Annotated in this window: 14 protein-coding genes; 1 reads left to right on the top strand and 13 read right to left on the bottom strand. The window is 58.3% G+C overall.

Annotation, left to right across the window (positions count from 1 at the left end; translation table 11 throughout):
- Positions 1–563 precede the first annotated feature (563 nt).
- The 3 genes from B3H65_RS06670 to B3H65_RS06660 form a co-directional block, all read right to left on the bottom strand.
- Entirely contained in the window at positions 564–1,631 is a 1,068-nt protein-coding gene (locus B3H65_RS06670; RefSeq protein WP_286684623.1) for a substrate-binding domain-containing protein, read from the bottom strand.
- A gap of 105 nt (positions 1,632–1,736) precedes the next feature.
- Positions 1,737–3,554: a dihydroxy-acid dehydratase gene (gene ilvD / locus B3H65_RS06665; protein ID WP_286684622.1), complete on the bottom strand. Its 1,818-nt coding sequence runs from the start codon at positions 3,552–3,554 to the stop codon at positions 1,737–1,739.
- Positions 3,555–3,681: 127 nt separating this feature from the next.
- Positions 3,682–5,043, bottom strand: a complete 1,362-nt coding sequence (locus B3H65_RS06660; RefSeq protein WP_286684621.1) for a GntP family permease — start codon at positions 5,041–5,043, stop codon at positions 3,682–3,684.
- Positions 5,044–5,273: 230 nt separating this feature from the next.
- Between B3H65_RS06660 and B3H65_RS06655 the strand changes: the two genes are divergently transcribed.
- Positions 5,274–5,942, top strand: a complete 669-nt coding sequence (locus tag B3H65_RS06655) for a FadR/GntR family transcriptional regulator (protein ID WP_286684620.1) — start codon at positions 5,274–5,276, stop codon at positions 5,940–5,942.
- Positions 5,943–6,057: 115 nt separating this feature from the next.
- Here B3H65_RS06655 and B3H65_RS06650 read toward each other — a convergent pair whose 3' ends face one another.
- The 10 genes from B3H65_RS06650 to iolC form a co-directional block, all read right to left on the bottom strand.
- Positions 6,058–6,264 (bottom strand): hypothetical protein, encoded by a 207-nt coding sequence (locus B3H65_RS06650; RefSeq protein WP_286684619.1) that lies wholly within the window; start codon positions 6,262–6,264, stop codon positions 6,058–6,060.
- A gap of 163 nt (positions 6,265–6,427) precedes the next feature.
- On the bottom strand, positions 6,428–8,659 hold the full coding sequence (gene feoB / locus B3H65_RS06645) for a ferrous iron transport protein B (RefSeq protein ID WP_286684618.1): 2,232 nt from the start codon (positions 8,657–8,659) through the stop codon (positions 6,428–6,430).
- A 103-nt stretch (positions 8,660–8,762) separates the two neighbouring features.
- Positions 8,763–8,984, bottom strand: a complete 222-nt coding sequence (locus B3H65_RS06640; RefSeq protein WP_009140723.1) for a FeoA family protein — start codon at positions 8,982–8,984, stop codon at positions 8,763–8,765.
- Between the two features lie 52 nt (positions 8,985–9,036).
- Positions 9,037–9,276, bottom strand: coding sequence for a FeoA family protein (locus tag B3H65_RS06635; protein WP_117679446.1), 240 nt, complete (start codon positions 9,274–9,276; stop codon positions 9,037–9,039).
- Positions 9,277–9,663: 387 nt separating this feature from the next.
- Entirely contained in the window at positions 9,664–10,824 is a 1,161-nt protein-coding gene (locus B3H65_RS06630; RefSeq protein WP_286684617.1) for an iron-containing alcohol dehydrogenase, read from the bottom strand.
- An 84-nt stretch (positions 10,825–10,908) separates the two neighbouring features.
- Complete coding sequence (locus B3H65_RS06625; protein WP_117679448.1) at positions 10,909–11,790, bottom strand: aldo/keto reductase; 882 nt, start codon at positions 11,788–11,790, stop codon at positions 10,909–10,911.
- Positions 11,791–11,854: 64 nt separating this feature from the next.
- Positions 11,855–12,817 (bottom strand): aldo/keto reductase, encoded by a 963-nt coding sequence (locus B3H65_RS06620; RefSeq protein ID WP_286684616.1) that lies wholly within the window; start codon positions 12,815–12,817, stop codon positions 11,855–11,857.
- A complete protein-coding gene (locus B3H65_RS06615; RefSeq protein ID WP_286684615.1) occupies positions 12,810–13,421 on the bottom strand; it encodes a hypothetical protein in 612 nt (203 codons plus the stop codon). The genes B3H65_RS06620 and B3H65_RS06615 overlap by 8 nt, the downstream gene beginning before the upstream one ends.
- A gap of 2 nt (positions 13,422–13,423) precedes the next feature.
- On the bottom strand, positions 13,424–14,146 hold the full coding sequence (locus B3H65_RS06610; protein ID WP_286684614.1) for a YczE/YyaS/YitT family protein: 723 nt from the start codon (positions 14,144–14,146) through the stop codon (positions 13,424–13,426).
- On the bottom strand, positions 14,143–15,177 hold the full coding sequence (gene iolC, locus B3H65_RS06605) for a 5-dehydro-2-deoxygluconokinase (protein ID WP_286684613.1): 1,035 nt from the start codon (positions 15,175–15,177) through the stop codon (positions 14,143–14,145). The genes B3H65_RS06610 and iolC overlap by 4 nt, the downstream gene beginning before the upstream one ends.
- Positions 15,178–15,238 lie beyond the last annotated feature (61 nt).

The following is a 15,238-nucleotide window of genomic DNA, read 5'->3' as shown; positions in this document are numbered from 1 at the left end:
CGCTCGATGGGGTCCGATGGGATTAAACCAGGGAGCACGTTGCTGGAACCACCGCCAAACGCGCCCGTCGCGGTTCATCAAAAGTCATGCTCATCTGGCGGTGCGCCGAACTCCCGCCTGGCTGCACCGCTGTTTTTCAGCTTCAGTTGGACTTGGGGCCCTGCTGAAAACGGCCTTCGTTTACAACCTCTTGCTATTTTTAGGCTTCAGTTGGAGTAACCTCTGCTGAAATCAGCCTTCAGTTGGACTTGGCATAGAACCCGATGAAGACCTAATTGGAGAAACCCATGGTAGATAGACCAGCAGAATCGAAGACTCGATTTCGCAAGTCCAACTGAACCGCATTTTTAGCAACGGAGGTAACACGGAGGCTGATTTCAGCAGAGCCCCAAGTCCAACTGGAGGCCGTTTTCAGCATCGCGTGTATTTTGCTGCCCGGAGTGTCCAGCCTACAGGCATGTCACCGCCGCTCGTGATGTGCGGTAATAGAAAGGGCGCCACTAAATAGCGACGCCCCCGACATCGATAGGCCATGAGCCACAAACCGAATCTTCGATGCTTCCCTACCCCGTAACCTGAACGTGCGCCGCAGTTGCGTAGCGGTCGAGATTGCTCCTAAACACCAGCTCCACCATACCGCGCTCCACGTCGCTTTGCGGGCGCTCGCCCAGCAGCACAAAATCAAGCAGCCTCTTGAGGGCGGCCTGCGCCATGCCAAAGGGATCCTTGTAGACCAAGTTGTTCACAATGCCGCGACGCAGCGCCAAAACGCTCTCGGGGAACAAATCGTTGCCAATCGCCAGGACTTCGCCCACCATGCCAAGCTCCACCAGCGTGTCCGCAAGCACTTCCGATCCCACGGCAAACACGCTGCAGACCATGTCCGGTCTCGCGGTATTCAATACACGAGAGAGTTCCTCATGGAGACGGTCCTCCTGCTGGTGGGCTCCGCACAGGTCATCCACCCTCACCTGGGCGCGCTGGACGCGCAGGTATTCATGGAACGCACGAGCCACCAGCGCATGGGACTCGGACTGGGGGTCGCCCGCCAAGAGGAGGATGCGGGCGTCCTGCTTGCCTCGAAGCAGGTTGATCGCCTGCTCGGCCATAAGACTGCCGGCCATAGCGTAGTCGGACACCACGGCGGCGATGCGCTTGGTCTGCGGCTTATCGCCATCCAGCAGCACCACCGCGGTGCCCGTCTCCGCAATCTCCTTCAACAGCGCCGTCCCTTCAGGACGAATGGGGGCGAGCGTCAGTAGGCCGTCAATATGCTCTCCTTCGTTTATACGGTCGAGAATGCCCGCAAGGGCAATGGCGTACTGTCCAAACGCATACTCGATATTCTCGAACACAGCACCCACGTCCGGCGCGTCCTCAATATAGGAACGGCAGCCCTCCCACAGGTAGGCATAATAGTAACGTCCGCTTTTCGCCGGGCTTGGCAGACAGACAACAATCTTGGCGTCCTTGCGGCGCAAGCTGGATGCGTTGGCGTTGCGACGGTACCCCATCTCGTCCGCCAGGCTCGCAATGCGTGCGCGGACCTCGTCCGAAACACCGGGCTTGCCAGTCAGCGCCTTATGCACCGTGTTGACCGACACGTCCATGCGCGCCGCAATATCCTTCATGGTCACTCGCGCCATGATCCACCAGCCTTATGCCTCGTACCTTCTAGGGAACGTTCACTTCACTAACCTACCTTACCACGGACGAGGGGTCTGCGCTGGCTTCGCTTACTCCATATAGCCGCCCTTAATTGCCGATACTGCATGCTGGGTAAAGAACTTAAGTGTGCCGGAGTCGTACTTGCTCTGTGGAGCAACCCATGCCTCGCGACGCTTGGCGAGCACCTCGTCAACCTGCTGAGGAGTCATCTCGACACCGTTGATGCCCACAATCTCAAGCCCGCGACCGGGAATATCGATACGGATGAGGTCGCCCTCCTCGACCAACGCAATGGGGCCGCCGTCTGCTGCCTCAGGGGAAACATGACCGATAGCCGGGCCCTTAGAAGCGCCGGAGAAGCGTCCATCGGTAATCAGCGCAATGGTGGAACCCAACTCGGCATCGGACGCGATAGCCTCTGTGGTATAGAACATCTCCGGCATGCCGGAGCCCTTGGGGCCTTCATAGCGAATGATGACGGCGTCACCCGGCTTGACCTGATGCGTCAGAACCGCATGGATCGCGTCCTCCTCGCAGTTGAACGGACGAGCGCGAAGGGTTGCGTTAAACATCTCCTTGGGAACAACGGTGTGCTTGACCACAGCGCCCTGGGGAGCAAGGTTGCCATGAAGAATCGCGATGGAGCCGTCCGTGCCAAAGGGGTCGTCAAAGGGTCGGATGACGTCTTCGCGTTTGAGGTTCCACTTGTTGAGATAGCTCTGGCACTTCTCGTAATACCCGCTGGCCTTCAACTCGTCCAGGTTCTCGCCAAGCGTCTTGCCCGTAACGGTCATAACGTCCAGATGCAGCATGGAGCGGATCTCCTCCATGATGCGCGGTACGCCGCCAGCATAGTAGAAGAACTGCGCGGGCCACTCACCCGCGGGCCTAATGTTAAGCAGGTAGTGGGCGCCACGGTGCAGGCGATCGAAATCGTCTGCAGAAATCTCGATGCCAAACTCGCGCGCGATCGCGGGGATGTGCAGCAGCGAATTGGTAGAGCCGGAGATGGCGCCATGAACCATGATAAGGTTCTCGAAGGACTCCTTGGTCACAATCTGGCGCGGGGTAAGGTTGTGCTCGGAGAGCCACACCGCCTGACGGCCCGCCTGGCGCGCAAACTCACGCAGGTCGGTGCTGGTGGCGGGGAGCAGCGCCGTGCCGGGAAGCATAAGACCCAGGGCCTCTGCCGTTACCTGCATAGTCGAAGCCGTACCCATAAAGGAGCAGGCACCACAGCTGGGGCAAGCGTTGTGCTTAGCGAAATCGAGTTCTTCCTTGGAGATTTCGCCACGCTCATAGCGAGCACTGATGGCACCCAGCTGCTCCAGGGTCAGCAGATCCGGACCCGCGTCCATCACGCCGCCGGTCACCACAATAGAGGGAATGTTGATACGGCCCAGCGCCATAAGGTTCGCGGGCAGGCCCTTGTCGCAGCTCGCCACAAATACGCCCGCGTCAAACGGCGTTGCCTTGGCGTGAATCTCAATCATATTGGCAATCATGTCACGGCTGGGCAACGAGTAGTTGATGCCATCGTGTCCCTGGGCTTCGCCATCGCAGATATCCGTGCAGAAATAGCGCGCACCGTGACCACCGGCCTCGGCAACGCCCTGGCGCACTTCCTCGACCAGGTCAAACAGGCCGGCGCTACCAGGATGCGAATCGCCAAACGTGGACTCGATAATGACCTGAGGCTTGTCGAGGTCTTCAATGCTCCAGCCCGACCCCAAGCGCAGCGGATCCATTTCCGGGCTGATGGTGCGGAACTTGCCGGAGCGTGGCTGCAAACTCGATGCAAGGCTCGCCGCCTGATCTGCAATCTGCGCCTTCTCCGTAGCGGTAAGCTGTTTGGCATTGCTTTGGCTGTTGCTCTGGTTAGACATGGTTAATCCCCTCTCTTTACGCGCCCCTTTTGCAGGGCAGACGTACCGAATCCAAAAAGTATCTGGCTACTAGCAGAAAAAGTAGGTGAACGGTAAAACCCAAATAGCCATCTTGGCTGCCTACGTACTAAGCGATGAAAGAGATGATCAGCGCGCACACTAAGCCAGAAAGGCCAATCAAAGTCTCCATAACCGTCCAAGACTTAAGCGTGGTCTTCTCATCAATCTCCAAGAAGGATGAGCACATCCAAAAGCCGGCGTCGTTCACATGCGAGAGCGCCGTGGCGCCACCGCAGATAGCGATGCAGACCGCAGCGCGCCCCAGCATGGAAGCACCCATCACCGCGGGCATGGTCGCCATAATGCCCGACGCCATGGTCATGGCAACAATCGAGCTGCCTACAGATGCACGGACCAAAAGCGCGATCAAAAAGCCAACAAGCACCATGGGCATGTGGCTTTGCTCAAGCAGGGGCCCAATGATCTGACCAAGTCCACAGTCCTGAAGCATCCAACGGATAACGCCGCCGCAGGCAATTACCAGCAATATCATGCCAACGGGCTTAAGGGAGCGGTCGAGCAGAGCCTTGAGCTGAGCTCCGGTATATCCCCTGCGGGTACCCAGCAGATACATTGCCACCAGCGTAGAAATGGTCAGCGCCACAAACGGCTTGCCCAAAAATGCAAACGCAGCGGCCACTTGCTCGGGAATGGGCAGATACTGAGAAAGAGTGCCCAGCAAAATGAGGACCAAGGGCGTGAGCACAATAGCCATAACCATGCCAAAGGAAGGCAAGTCGCTATCGTCCCCAGAAGCCTCCGCTTCCATAATGTGGGCAGGAACAGGGGTATCGATCTTTCCGCCAATAAAGCGGCCCCAGTACACACCTGCGACGGCCATGGCGATAAACGCAACGGGGATTCCCACGGCAATCATGGTACCGAGATCAACGCCAAGCGTTCCCGCGACCAGCACAGATCCCGCCGAGGGAGGAACAAACGCGTATCCGGATGCAAGACCGGCAAGCAGTGCGATACCGTAATAAAGCGCAGACTTCTTGGTCTGGCTTGCAACGCTAAACGCCAGAGGTATCAGCACGACCACGCCTGCCTCAAAGAACACCGTGGTTCCAATCACCAAGCCGGTGATGCCCAGCGCCCAACTCGAATGACCTTGTCCGAACTTGTTGATAAAGGTCTGAGCAATTTGACGAGCGCCGCCGCTCTCCTCGAGAATCTGACCAAACATCGAACCCAAACCTATGAGCAATGCGATGTTTTTCAGGGTGTTCCCCACGCCTTTCTCAACGGTGTCTGCAATAAGGTTGAGCGGCATCCCCGCACCAATACCTATAAATACAGCGGAAATCATCATTGAAATCACAGGATGCAGCTTGCACTTAATAATAAGCAAAAGCAACAATGCAATTCCCAGTACCGCCGCCACAATAAGTCTTGTAGGGTCAGCCAAGAACGTTGGGTCCGACATATCTCCTCCAAACATCAGACCTTTTCTATACATCTGATGACTATAATGGTTTTGTTAGTCATCAGACAGAGAATTTGCTTATTATCAGCTAAATCATCTGATGTTTCATGTAAACGGTCGATATAACTGGGTAAACGGTATCTACTTGTGTCGTATTCGTAAGAGCGCGAGCCACATTAGTACAATGCATCTGATGATTTATCGCATACGTTTGCTCAAGAGGGGACAATATGGCAGAAGCCGATCGCGGATTACCGGAACAGCTTTCCAAGCGCATCGTCCAGCTTATATTGGACGAGAAACTAGAGCAAGGCGACCGTCTTCCCAACGAAGCGGAACTGGTGCGGTGCTTGGGAGCGGGCAGGAGCTCGGTTCGCGAGGCCATGAAACTACTTGCGTCGCGCAACATCGTCCAAATCAAACAGGGGTCGGGCACATACGTCTCCAGCAACCCTGGCGTTGTGGATGATCCTCTTGGCTTTACCTTCATTGAGGATAAGAAACGCCTGGTACATGACCTGCTAGAAGTTCGCTTTATGATTGAACCCCATATCGCCCGCATGGCGGCGGAGCACGCCACGGACAAGCAAATCGATGAGATCATGTATTGGTGCGATGAATGCGAGCGGCTTATTCTCGCTGGCGAGGACTATGCCGCAGCGGACGCAAAAATGCACACCGCTATCGCAAAAAGCAGCGACAATCTTGTGGTGCCCAGACTGTTGCCCATTCTCAACGAATCCGTTCCGCTCTTTATCACTGCCACCAAAAAGATTTTAGTGGAAGAGACCCTGCGCACGCACCGCAATGTGGCGAACGCCATTGCTGAGCATGATCCCGTTGCCGCCGGCGATGCGATGTATCTGCACCTGGTTTACAACCGCTCCGTCATTCGGTAACAGCTTGATGTAAACAATGACGCGCGCCAGGGCACTCTGACTGCACCCCGCCTTTGCCACCTAAAAAGGCCCTCGCAAGCTTGGTCGACTCGCGAGGGCCCATGAATCATAAGAGCTACTTCACGCCGCGCGAGAGCTCCTTCTCCACGGCATCCACGCCCTTTACAGCGGGACAACAGCTTTTCTGCCTAGAGCTGCAGTGCCCCGAGCACGAGCCGGAGGACGAGCAGTCTCCACACGTGCCCCTGCGCTTGACGCGCACCAACACGGCGACAAATGCCGCGCCGATCAAAACCAGCAAAACGATATCGATGGGACTCATGGTTCCTCCTTTGTTTACAATGACTAACTTTAGCGCATATGCAGGGCAACGCGGCCCTCCCTCGTCCACGCAACACAAAAAACGCCGCGCCCCACATAGCACAGGGGGACACGGCGTTAAAAACGGCAACAGGGGCTTGGGGCAAGCCTAGAGCGGCACAGCGCTATGCAGAGGCGCCCGCCGGGGTAAGGCGCTCCGCCGTATCATCGTCCCACGCACCGCGAGGCATGGGGCGGAAGAGCTGGAACAAGATGGCCAGCGCGAAGAGCACGGCGACTACGGTCCAGATGCTGAAGACCCCCTGGGCAGCGAGGTAGAACTGGTTGATCATAAGGCCTACGACCCAGGCGAAACCGCACTCGTAGCCCAGCGCGACGGCGGTCCACTTGGCAGAGTTCATCTGGGCGCGAATGGTGCCCATGGCAGCGAAGCACGGGGCGCACAACAGGTTGAAGGCGCCGAAGGCGGCGATGGCGCCGGCGCTGGGGAAAAGCGCGGCGAACGCGGCCCACAGGCTGGGGTCGGTCTCGGTAGCATCTGCCAGGTGCAAAAGCGACGCCGCGGTGGCCATGACGTTCTCCTTGGCAACCAGGCCCGTGATGGACATGGCCGTTGCCTGCCAAGAATCGAAGCCAAGCGGTGCGAAGATCCACGCGAGCAGGCCGGCGAGAGACGCCAGTAGAGAGTAGTCGGTGAACTCCTCCGGGATGCCCTCCATGGCGGGCAGGTAGCCAAAGGCACCGTTGAACAGGCCGAAGTTAGACAAGAACCACACCACGATGGTGGAGGCGAAGATGATGGTGAAGGCCTTCTTGACGTAGGCGCTCACACGCTCCCACACATGCAGCGCCCAGCTGCGAGCACTCGGCATGTGATAGCTGGGAAGCTCCATGACAAAGGGCGTGGGACGACCCGCGAAGAGCTTGGTCTTTTTGAGCATGATGCCGCTGACGATGACGGCGATGACGCCCAGGAAGTAGAAGAGCGGCGCGATCCACGTGGACTCTGCGTCGCCGATGAGCGCGCCCATGACAAGCGCGATGACGGGCAGCTTGGCGCCGCAGGGGATGAACGTGGTGGTCATGACCGTCATGCGGCGGTCCTTCTCGTTCTCGATGGTCTTGGTGGCAAGCACGCCCGGCACGCCGCAGCCGGTGGACACCAGCATGGGGATGAAGGACTTACCGGACAGGCCAAAGCGGCGGAAGATTCGGTCCATAACAAAAGCGACGCGCGCCATGTAGCCGCAATCCTCAAGGAAGGAGAGCAGGACAAAGAGGACGAACATCTGCGGGATGAAGCCCAGAACGGCACCCACGCCGGCAACGATGCCGTCGCAGACCAGGGAGATCACCATATCGCTGGCGCCCGCAGTGGAAAGCCAGCCCTCGAACAGCGCGGGGACGCTGGGCATGGCGGCACCAAAGAAGTCCCAGCCGTCGCCGAAGAGGTTGTCGTCCACCCAATCGGTCATGGAGGTGCCGAACGTGGAGATGGCCAGGTAGTACACGCCGAACATGATGGCGGCGAAGATGGGCAGACCCAGCCAGCGATTTGTGACGATGCGGTCTATCTTCTCCGAGGTGCTCATCTTGGCGGGTGCGCGATGCAGGCACTCATCGATGATATGGGCGATGACGGCATAGCGCTCACCGGTAATGATGGATTCCGCGTCATCGTCGCAGTCGGCTTCGCACTGGGCGATGAGGGCTTCGATCTTCTGCGCGGCAGTGTCCGTCAACTTGATTGCTGATGCAGCATCCGAGTCGCGCTCGAACATCTTGACGGCATAGTAACGACGGCGATTTGCAGCGACGGATGCGGGCAGGTGCGATTCGATGTGCTGCAGCACGTCCTCGATCGCGGAATCAAACGCATGGCGTTGGCCAGAGCCCTTGGTAGCGGCGGTGGTTTTTGCCTTATCGATAAGGGCGTCGACGCCATTGTTCTTCAAAGCGGAGACCATGACGACCGGGCAGCCCAACGCCTTCTCCAGGCGGGCGACGTCGATGGTGTCGCCGTTCTTTTTCACCAGGTCTGCCATGTTGAGGGCGACCACCACGGGCAGACCCGTCTCGATCACTTGAAGCGCCAGGTACAGGTTGCGCTCCAGATTGGTGGCGTCAACTACCTGCACCACAACATCCGCCTCGCCGCTCATGAGGTAGTCGCGCGACACCTGCTCTTCCGGGCTATACGGAGACAGCGAATAGATGCCCGGGAGGTCCGTGATGATAACGCTTTTATCAGCCGACAGGGGCGCCTGCTTTTTCTCGACCGTAACGCCCGGCCAGTTGCCCACGTAGCCGTTTTGGCCCGTAATCAAATTGAACAGCGTGGTTTTACCGCAGTTGGGATTACCCGCCAACGCGATATGAATCTGGGATTCAGCCATCATTCCTTCTTTCACATTAAGGCTTTGAGATTCAAGCAATTCCTGAGTTGGCCATTGTTGTTAGAATAGGCTAACTCTACCTGTAAAAAGAAACGCTTCAGGCCTACTCGACCTCTACGATCGCCGCTTCTTCCTTGCGGATAGACAGCTCGTAGCCGCGCACGGTAATCTGCACGGGATCGCCCAGCGGAGCCACCTTCACCACCTTAAACGCGGTGCCCTTGATAAGCCCCATGTCCATAAGGTGACGGCGCAGCGCACCCGTTCCGTGCAGCTTGACGATAACGGAGCTATCCCCCACCGCCACATCTCCCAATGTCTTCATGCTTCCCCCTCTCGGTTTGGCCTGCATCGCCCAGCGCGGTCAGCAACCGCCCTTAAGCGACCATTACGTTCTTGGCTACCTTGGCATCAAGGCCAAAGCGAGCGCCCTTGACGAGAACGATGATGTTGCCGCCGCCAGACGTGACCACATGCACCTGCGAGCCCTCGACAAACCCGAGCGTCTCCAGGTGTCGCTTGACGTCAGCCGCGCCCTTCACGCGCGAAACCGTCACCGTGTCACCAGCATGTGCCATCGAAAGCGGCATCGCCGGCATCTGCGGACCCTGAGGCATCCTCAACCACCGTCTCTCCTCGTCCCAACACATCGCATAGCCGCTTTACCGCGCTTTCGCTTTCACACCGCTTCGCACTCTTGCGCGCCGTGACGACGAGCACGGTGCGAATACGGTGCAAATGCAGGAAAACTTCCCTTTCGCTACGGCAGCAATGGTGCCCTGCTCAAGGGAAGTTAGCCTTGGCTATGTTCACCTTGGTAAACTACCACCACTGAATTGAATTGAAAACCCAGAAAGACGATTTACCTGAAAAATTAAATTGTTCGTTCATTGCCATATTGATTCATCAAGCGAGAACACGAGGGCGAATGCGTGAAAAAGGGCGGACGCGATACCCCATCGCGTCCGCCCTTCCCGAGCAAGCCGTCTCAAGCCATGCGACACCTAGATAAGGCTCCGGTAAATCGCGCGCATATCCTCCTGGGATACCGATTTGATGGTATTTGCCGGGCTTCCGCTGGCCTCCGCATCCGCCGCCATCTTATCGATAGCCCCGGTAAAAGCATCGGCATCGACACCAAACTCGGCAAGCGTTGGAATCTTGATCCTGGCCAGAAGATCATCAATCCCCTCCATAAGGTCACGCGCGGCAGCAGCGTCATCATCGGAAGCGGACAGCCCGCAGGCCCTGGCGACCTCCGCAAAGCGGTCGTAAGCGCCGTCCAGGGCAAAGTCGAAGCAGGCCTTCATCAGCATGGCGTTCGAAAGACCGTGGGGAACATGGAACAGAGCTCCGATGGGGCGGCTCATACCATGAATGAGCGTGACGCTGGCGTTATTAAACGCAATGCCCGCTTCAGTGGCAGCGAGCGACATCTGGGTCCTGGCCTCGATGTTGTCGGGTTCCTCCACGCAAGCGACGAGGCTGGTGAAAATCCTCTTAGCGGCCGAAAGGGCGAAAACCTGCGACAGAGGCTGCGCCTTACGAGAGGTGTACGCCTCAATAGCATGGCAAAGAGCATCCACGCCGGTCGCGGCGGTCACGCTGGCAGGCGCCGTCACCGTAAATACCGGATCGACGATAGCCAGCGCGGGAATCAGCGGAGCCCCGGAGATGAGCATCTTAACGTCGTTTTCGGTATCGGTGATAATGGTGAACTGCGTAGCCTCGGACCCCGTTCCCGCAGTTGTGGGAATGGCGACCATGGGGCAGACAGGACCGCAGTAAGGCCCGCCCATGAAGGCGGCGACTCTTTCCCCGCTTGCGGCGCACATGGCGATTGCCTTCATGGTGTCGATGGGACTACCTCCTCCCAGGGCCACCATAAAGTCGCAACCATCCTCTTTGAATCGGCGTACGCCCTCCTCGACCATCTTGTCGACGGGTTCGGAGTTGATGCCATCGTACACGCTGAACCCGATGCCCTCGCCCTCAAGCGCCTGCGTGACGCGAGCCAGGTTTCCCAGCTTCACCATCATCGCGTCGGTCACGATCAGGGCCTTCTCTCCCATCTGCGCCATAGACGGGGCAGCCTGAGCAAGCGCCCCCTCTCCGTAGACAATCTTGCCCGGCATCAAAAAAGAGCGAGCCTCGATAGAAGCCATATCAATCTCTCCTTGTCTTGGCCTTTTAGCCAATCTCATCAGCAATGCTTCGCGAGCGACCGGTTGCGCTCGCAGTCCCAACAGCTACAAGTTCCCTCTCGAGAGCATGTCCTCGAGCGTTTGAGGCCGGTCGAAGGTATACGGGTCGTTACCGCACCTGTTCTCATCCGCGTCAAGTCCGTCCAGTGCGGCGATGTCATCAACACCGAGCTCGAAACCCAACACATCCAGGTTCGCCCGCATGCGGTCGACGTGGGTAGACTTGGGAATAAAGACATGGCCTTTTTGGAGGTGCCATCTCAGAACGACCTGTGCAGGGGTCACGCCAAGCCGCTCGGCAGCGTGAACCGCCGGAGCCGAGGCCATATCCCCGCCGTGGCCCAGCGGTGAGTACGCTTCGATCGCAATGCCCTTCGAAACGCAATATTCCTCTAGGTCAGGTTGCCAGTAACCGGGATGCGATTCGATCTGGTTGATGCAGGGCAACTGACCGGACTCGAGCTCGATTCGTTCAAGATGCTCTCGCATAAAGTTGCTCACACCGATCGCCCGAACCGCACCTTGATCACGAAGCTCGATGAGCGCGCGCCAGGCATCGACATAGCGATCTTGCGAAGGCGCCGGCCAGTGAATGAGATAGAGGTCCACGATATCGACACCCAACTTGGCTCGAGACTCCTCGAAGGCACGCATCGCGGATTCGTAGCCTTGATCCGCGTTTCGCAGTTTGGTGGTAACGAATACCTCGTCCTCCTTGCCAAGTGCCTTTAGCGCGGCACCAACGCCCTCCTCGTTGTTATAGGCGGCCGCGGTATCGACATGGCGGTATCCAAGAGCCAAAGCCTCCTCTACCGCGCGCTGCGTATCGCAAGCGGGGATCTTGAACGTGCCGAATCCTATTTGAGGAATATCGACCCCGCCCGCAAGCCTTAGCGACGGCACGGATTCATCGAATCTCTTTTCCATGAAGCGTTCCTCTCCTCATGCCCAGCCGTCCGCGGCAACGGACGGACATCAATGGGCCCATGGCTCATGCGACCCCTGACTCCGCATGGGCACGAGCAACGCGCTCGGCCCACTCGTCCAGACGGTCGGGATGGAAGGTGTAGCAATCGTCGGTATTAAGCGAATCAAGAAGGGCCATGTCATCCTTGTCCAACGCGAAATCAAAGACCTCGCTGTTCGAGCGGATGCGCTCCGGCCTATTGGATTTGGGCATGGTGACAAAGCCCTTCTGCAGCGCGTAGCGCACGCAAATCTGTCCAACATCCTTACCCTTGCGTTCCGCTAAGGCGACCACGTCCGGATTATCGAACAGGTGCCCCCTGCCAAGGGGTGCCCATGCCTCCAGCTGGATTCCATGCTCCTCGCAATACGCAACCGTTTCGCGTTGCTGGTAGGTGGGGTTGTGCTCAATTTGGTTGACCATGGGCGCTATGCTCGCGTGGCGGGCAAGGCCCTCGAGGTGATGGACGAGGAAGTTGGACACGCCAATCGCACGAATCCTTCCCGCGCGGTACAGCTCCTCGAACGCGCGCCAGGTTTCCGCGACGCGCTCCTCCCATATATCCTCCGTTCCCGCGACGCGCGGCCAGTGGATGAGGTAGAGATCGAGGTAGTCGGTTCCAAGCCATGCCAAGGAACGCTCGAAGGCCTCGAGCGTGCTCTCATATCCCTGGTCGGGGTTGTTGAGCTTGCTGGTGATGAAGAACTCGCCACGGGGTATGCCGGACTCCGCGATCGCCCTGCCCACCATATCCTCGTTGTGGTAGCTGGTGGCGGTATCGATATGGCGAAAGCCCATCTGGATGGCGCCGTGAAGAGCGTCCTCGCCCACCTTGTTATTAGGGACCATGTAGGTACCGTATCCAAGGCACGGTATCTCGACGCCGTTGGACAAGATGTAGCGGTCGTTCTTACCTGCGAGGCAAACCGCCGGCAGGAACCTTGCCTGTGGCGACGCCACGCCGTGGACGGATGCGTTATTATCCATTCCTTGCCATCCCCTTAAACGTTTCGAATGACTCGAGCATCGATGCCTCGTCGATGACGGCATCCTGCCCCTCCAAATAAGAAAGCACTTCTGCTGCGCGCATCATGGGATACGCCGAGCGAACTCCGGTTATATCGGCGGCGTCGGCAAACGCGGCTATGTAGCGCACGCGCTCGCCCTTGACGATGCCGTCGAGAAGTTTCTTTTGACGGCGGAGGTAGACGACGGGAGAGGCACAGGCGACCACCTTGCCGTCGCGCTCTACGGACCAGGAACCGGTGTCGCCTCCGCGAAACGCCCCCGCGCCGCCCATCATGCAGACGCTTGTCACCCCGCGCGTCGAGAATACGGTGACGAACGCCGCGGCCTGCTTGCCCATAGCGTCGAAATACGCGTTGTATCCCAGGCGATGGGGGCCGATCTTCTCGTTGAGGTAACTAGATTCTGAAAGGTCCTGCTTCATGGTGAAGCGCCAGAAGTACTCGGCGTAGCTGCCAAACAGCTCCTGGTACAGGCTTCCCTTATACGAGGGGTAGGCCTGGTACGCCTTAAAGCCCATGATTCCTATGAACACCACGCAGATCGCCGCTACCAGCTCTCCCATAGCTATTCCCCCTCTGCTTTCGCCACACCGCTTGCCAGCGGGAGCACGTCTCCAAACGCCGCCCTTGTGAACCTAGCCGCGAACAGGCGGTTCATCACGTTGATCATGCGGCCCAAGAACAATGCGGATATCACGGTCGTGGGTCCAAAGCCCCCAACGGTGCCAAGAACCGCAAGCGTCAGCGCCAGCGCGACGGCAACATGAATCGAATCGAACACAACCTTGACGTCTCCAAAACGCTTTCGCATCTTCTCTGCGATAACCTGCACCAGACCGTCGGGAGCATTTGGCACGACGCCCATGTTCACCACCAAGCTCACTCCAAACGAGGTAAGGCACAACGAGAGCAGCATGGTGGCGACCCGTTCGGGGAGAGCAGCCGGATGAATGGGAATCACGGCGGAGAAGACGTCGGTGAACATGCCAATCATGACCGAGAAGCCGATTTCGAGAAGAATGCGCGGCTGAAACTCGCGCCCCAGCAGAACCAGCTGGACGAACACGTAGGCTATATAGGTCGCCGAGACCATCGTCCCCAACGCAACCCCCGATATCCGTGAGAGAGCGTCAGCAAAGCACGTCAGCGATGCCACCCCCAAGCCGGATTCGGTCTGGATGACGATTCCAAGCGCCAGCACCACCACGCCAAAGAAATACATCGCCATGCGCAGCGAGGTCCTGCGCCAATCTACCCTCGATCCGTCCAGGACAAGTAGCGGCCTCATGCCTGCGCCACCATCTCCCCGTACATCGCCTTCTCCTCGTCTATGAAGGCCTGAACCTCGTCCGGAGAGGGCAGGGCATCGGAGCAGTTGTTGGCGCGAACCATCATCGAGGCTTCGGCGGAGCCAAACTCCAGGCAACGCTGCATATCCCATCCCTGGAACAGACCGTAGATAAAGCCAGAGCCGTAGCCGTCTCCCCCGCCGAAACCCTTGCGCGCGATAACGGGGAACGGCTTGATGGAGAAGCGCTCGCCGCTTTGGAGGTAGGCCGTGGAACCCTCCATGCCGTGCTTGATCACAACGATCTTGGCCGCCTGGCCGTGCCAGTACTCGGCGCTCTCCACATCCGTCATGCCGGGTGCAATCAGCGCCTCGGTCAGGTCGAATTCCTCGCGAGAGCCCATGATGACATCTGCCTGGCAAGCGACCGCCGAGCAGTAGATGGAAATCTCGTCGGCGTTCCTCCAGTTATAGGCCCGGTAGTCGATGTCGAAGATGACGGGCGTCCCCACCCGGCGGGCGACCATGGCCGCCTTCAGGGCAGCCTCGCGACTGGGGCTCTCTGCCAGCGCGGTGCCGGAAATCAAAAGGACCTTGGCGCTGGCGATGTACTCAGGATCGATATCGTCCACGGAAAGCTGCAGGTCGGCGATGCAGTTGCGGTACATCAAAATCGAGCTCTCCGAAGGGCTCAGCATCTCGGTAAACGTCAGGCCCAGCTTCTCGCCGCCGGTGCAGCGGGTAACATGGCTGGTATCGATACCCTCTTTATCAAAGTACTCGATAACAAAATCGCCAAACTGATCGTCGGAGACACGCCCGATGAACCCCGCCTTGAGGCCGTGGTGCGTCACGCCCACGGCGATGTTCGCCGGGGAACCCCCAACGTATTTCTCGAAGTAGTGCACGTCCTTCAACGGCTTGAAGTCCTCCTTCACGTCTTCCGAGTAGGCGGGGTTGAAGTCGATTGCGATGCGACCGAGCAGGACGATGTCGAGGGGACGGGTCTGGTCAAGGTCGATGTATACCATGATGGGATAACTCCTGTGCTATCGAGTGAATGGGTTCTCCTGAGCAGGGCGATTCAATAAG

Origin of the sequence: Collinsella sp. UBA1693, assembly GCF_002320115.1 — a bacterium.
Lineage (GTDB): Bacteria > Actinomycetota > Coriobacteriia > Coriobacteriales > Coriobacteriaceae > Collinsella > Collinsella tanakaei.
This window is presented reverse-complemented; position numbering and strand designations above follow the sequence as displayed.

What these genes read in the sequence shown, in the direction of transcription:
- B3H65_RS06650 (WP_286684619.1), bottom strand. Translation starts at nt 6,264, where the DNA reads ATGAGTCCCATCGATATCGTTTTGCTGGTTTTGATCGGCGCGGCATTT.
- B3H65_RS06610 (WP_286684614.1), bottom strand. Translation starts at nt 14,146, where the DNA reads ATGAGGCCGCTACTTGTCCTGGACGGATCGAGGGTAGATTGGCGCAGG.
- B3H65_RS06635 (WP_117679446.1), bottom strand. Translation starts at nt 9,276, where the DNA reads ATGCCTCAGGGTCCGCAGATGCCGGCGATGCCGCTTTCGATGGCACAT.
- feoB (WP_286684618.1), bottom strand. Translation starts at nt 8,659, where the DNA reads ATGGCTGAATCCCAGATTCATATCGCGTTGGCGGGTAATCCCAACTGC.
- B3H65_RS06640 (WP_009140723.1), bottom strand. Translation starts at nt 8,984, where the DNA reads ATGAAGACATTGGGAGATGTGGCGGTGGGGGATAGCTCCGTTATCGTC.
- iolC (WP_286684613.1), bottom strand. Translation starts at nt 15,177, where the DNA reads ATGGTATACATCGACCTTGACCAGACCCGTCCCCTCGACATCGTCCTG.
- B3H65_RS06625 (WP_117679448.1), bottom strand. Translation starts at nt 11,790, where the DNA reads ATGGAAAAGAGATTCGATGAATCCGTGCCGTCGCTAAGGCTTGCGGGC.
- B3H65_RS06630 (WP_286684617.1), bottom strand. Translation starts at nt 10,824, where the DNA reads ATGGCTTCTATCGAGGCTCGCTCTTTTTTGATGCCGGGCAAGATTGTC.
- B3H65_RS06615 (WP_286684615.1), bottom strand. Translation starts at nt 13,421, where the DNA reads ATGGGAGAGCTGGTAGCGGCGATCTGCGTGGTGTTCATAGGAATCATG.
- ilvD (WP_286684622.1), bottom strand. Translation starts at nt 3,554, where the DNA reads ATGTCTAACCAGAGCAACAGCCAAAGCAATGCCAAACAGCTTACCGCT.
- B3H65_RS06620 (WP_286684616.1), bottom strand. Translation starts at nt 12,817, where the DNA reads ATGGATAATAACGCATCCGTCCACGGCGTGGCGTCGCCACAGGCAAGG.
- B3H65_RS06660 (WP_286684621.1), bottom strand. Translation starts at nt 5,043, where the DNA reads ATGTCGGACCCAACGTTCTTGGCTGACCCTACAAGACTTATTGTGGCG.
- B3H65_RS06670 (WP_286684623.1), bottom strand. Translation starts at nt 1,631, where the DNA reads ATGAAGGATATTGCGGCGCGCATGGACGTGTCGGTCAACACGGTGCAT.
- B3H65_RS06655 (WP_286684620.1), top strand. Translation starts at nt 5,274, where the DNA reads ATGGCAGAAGCCGATCGCGGATTACCGGAACAGCTTTCCAAGCGCATC.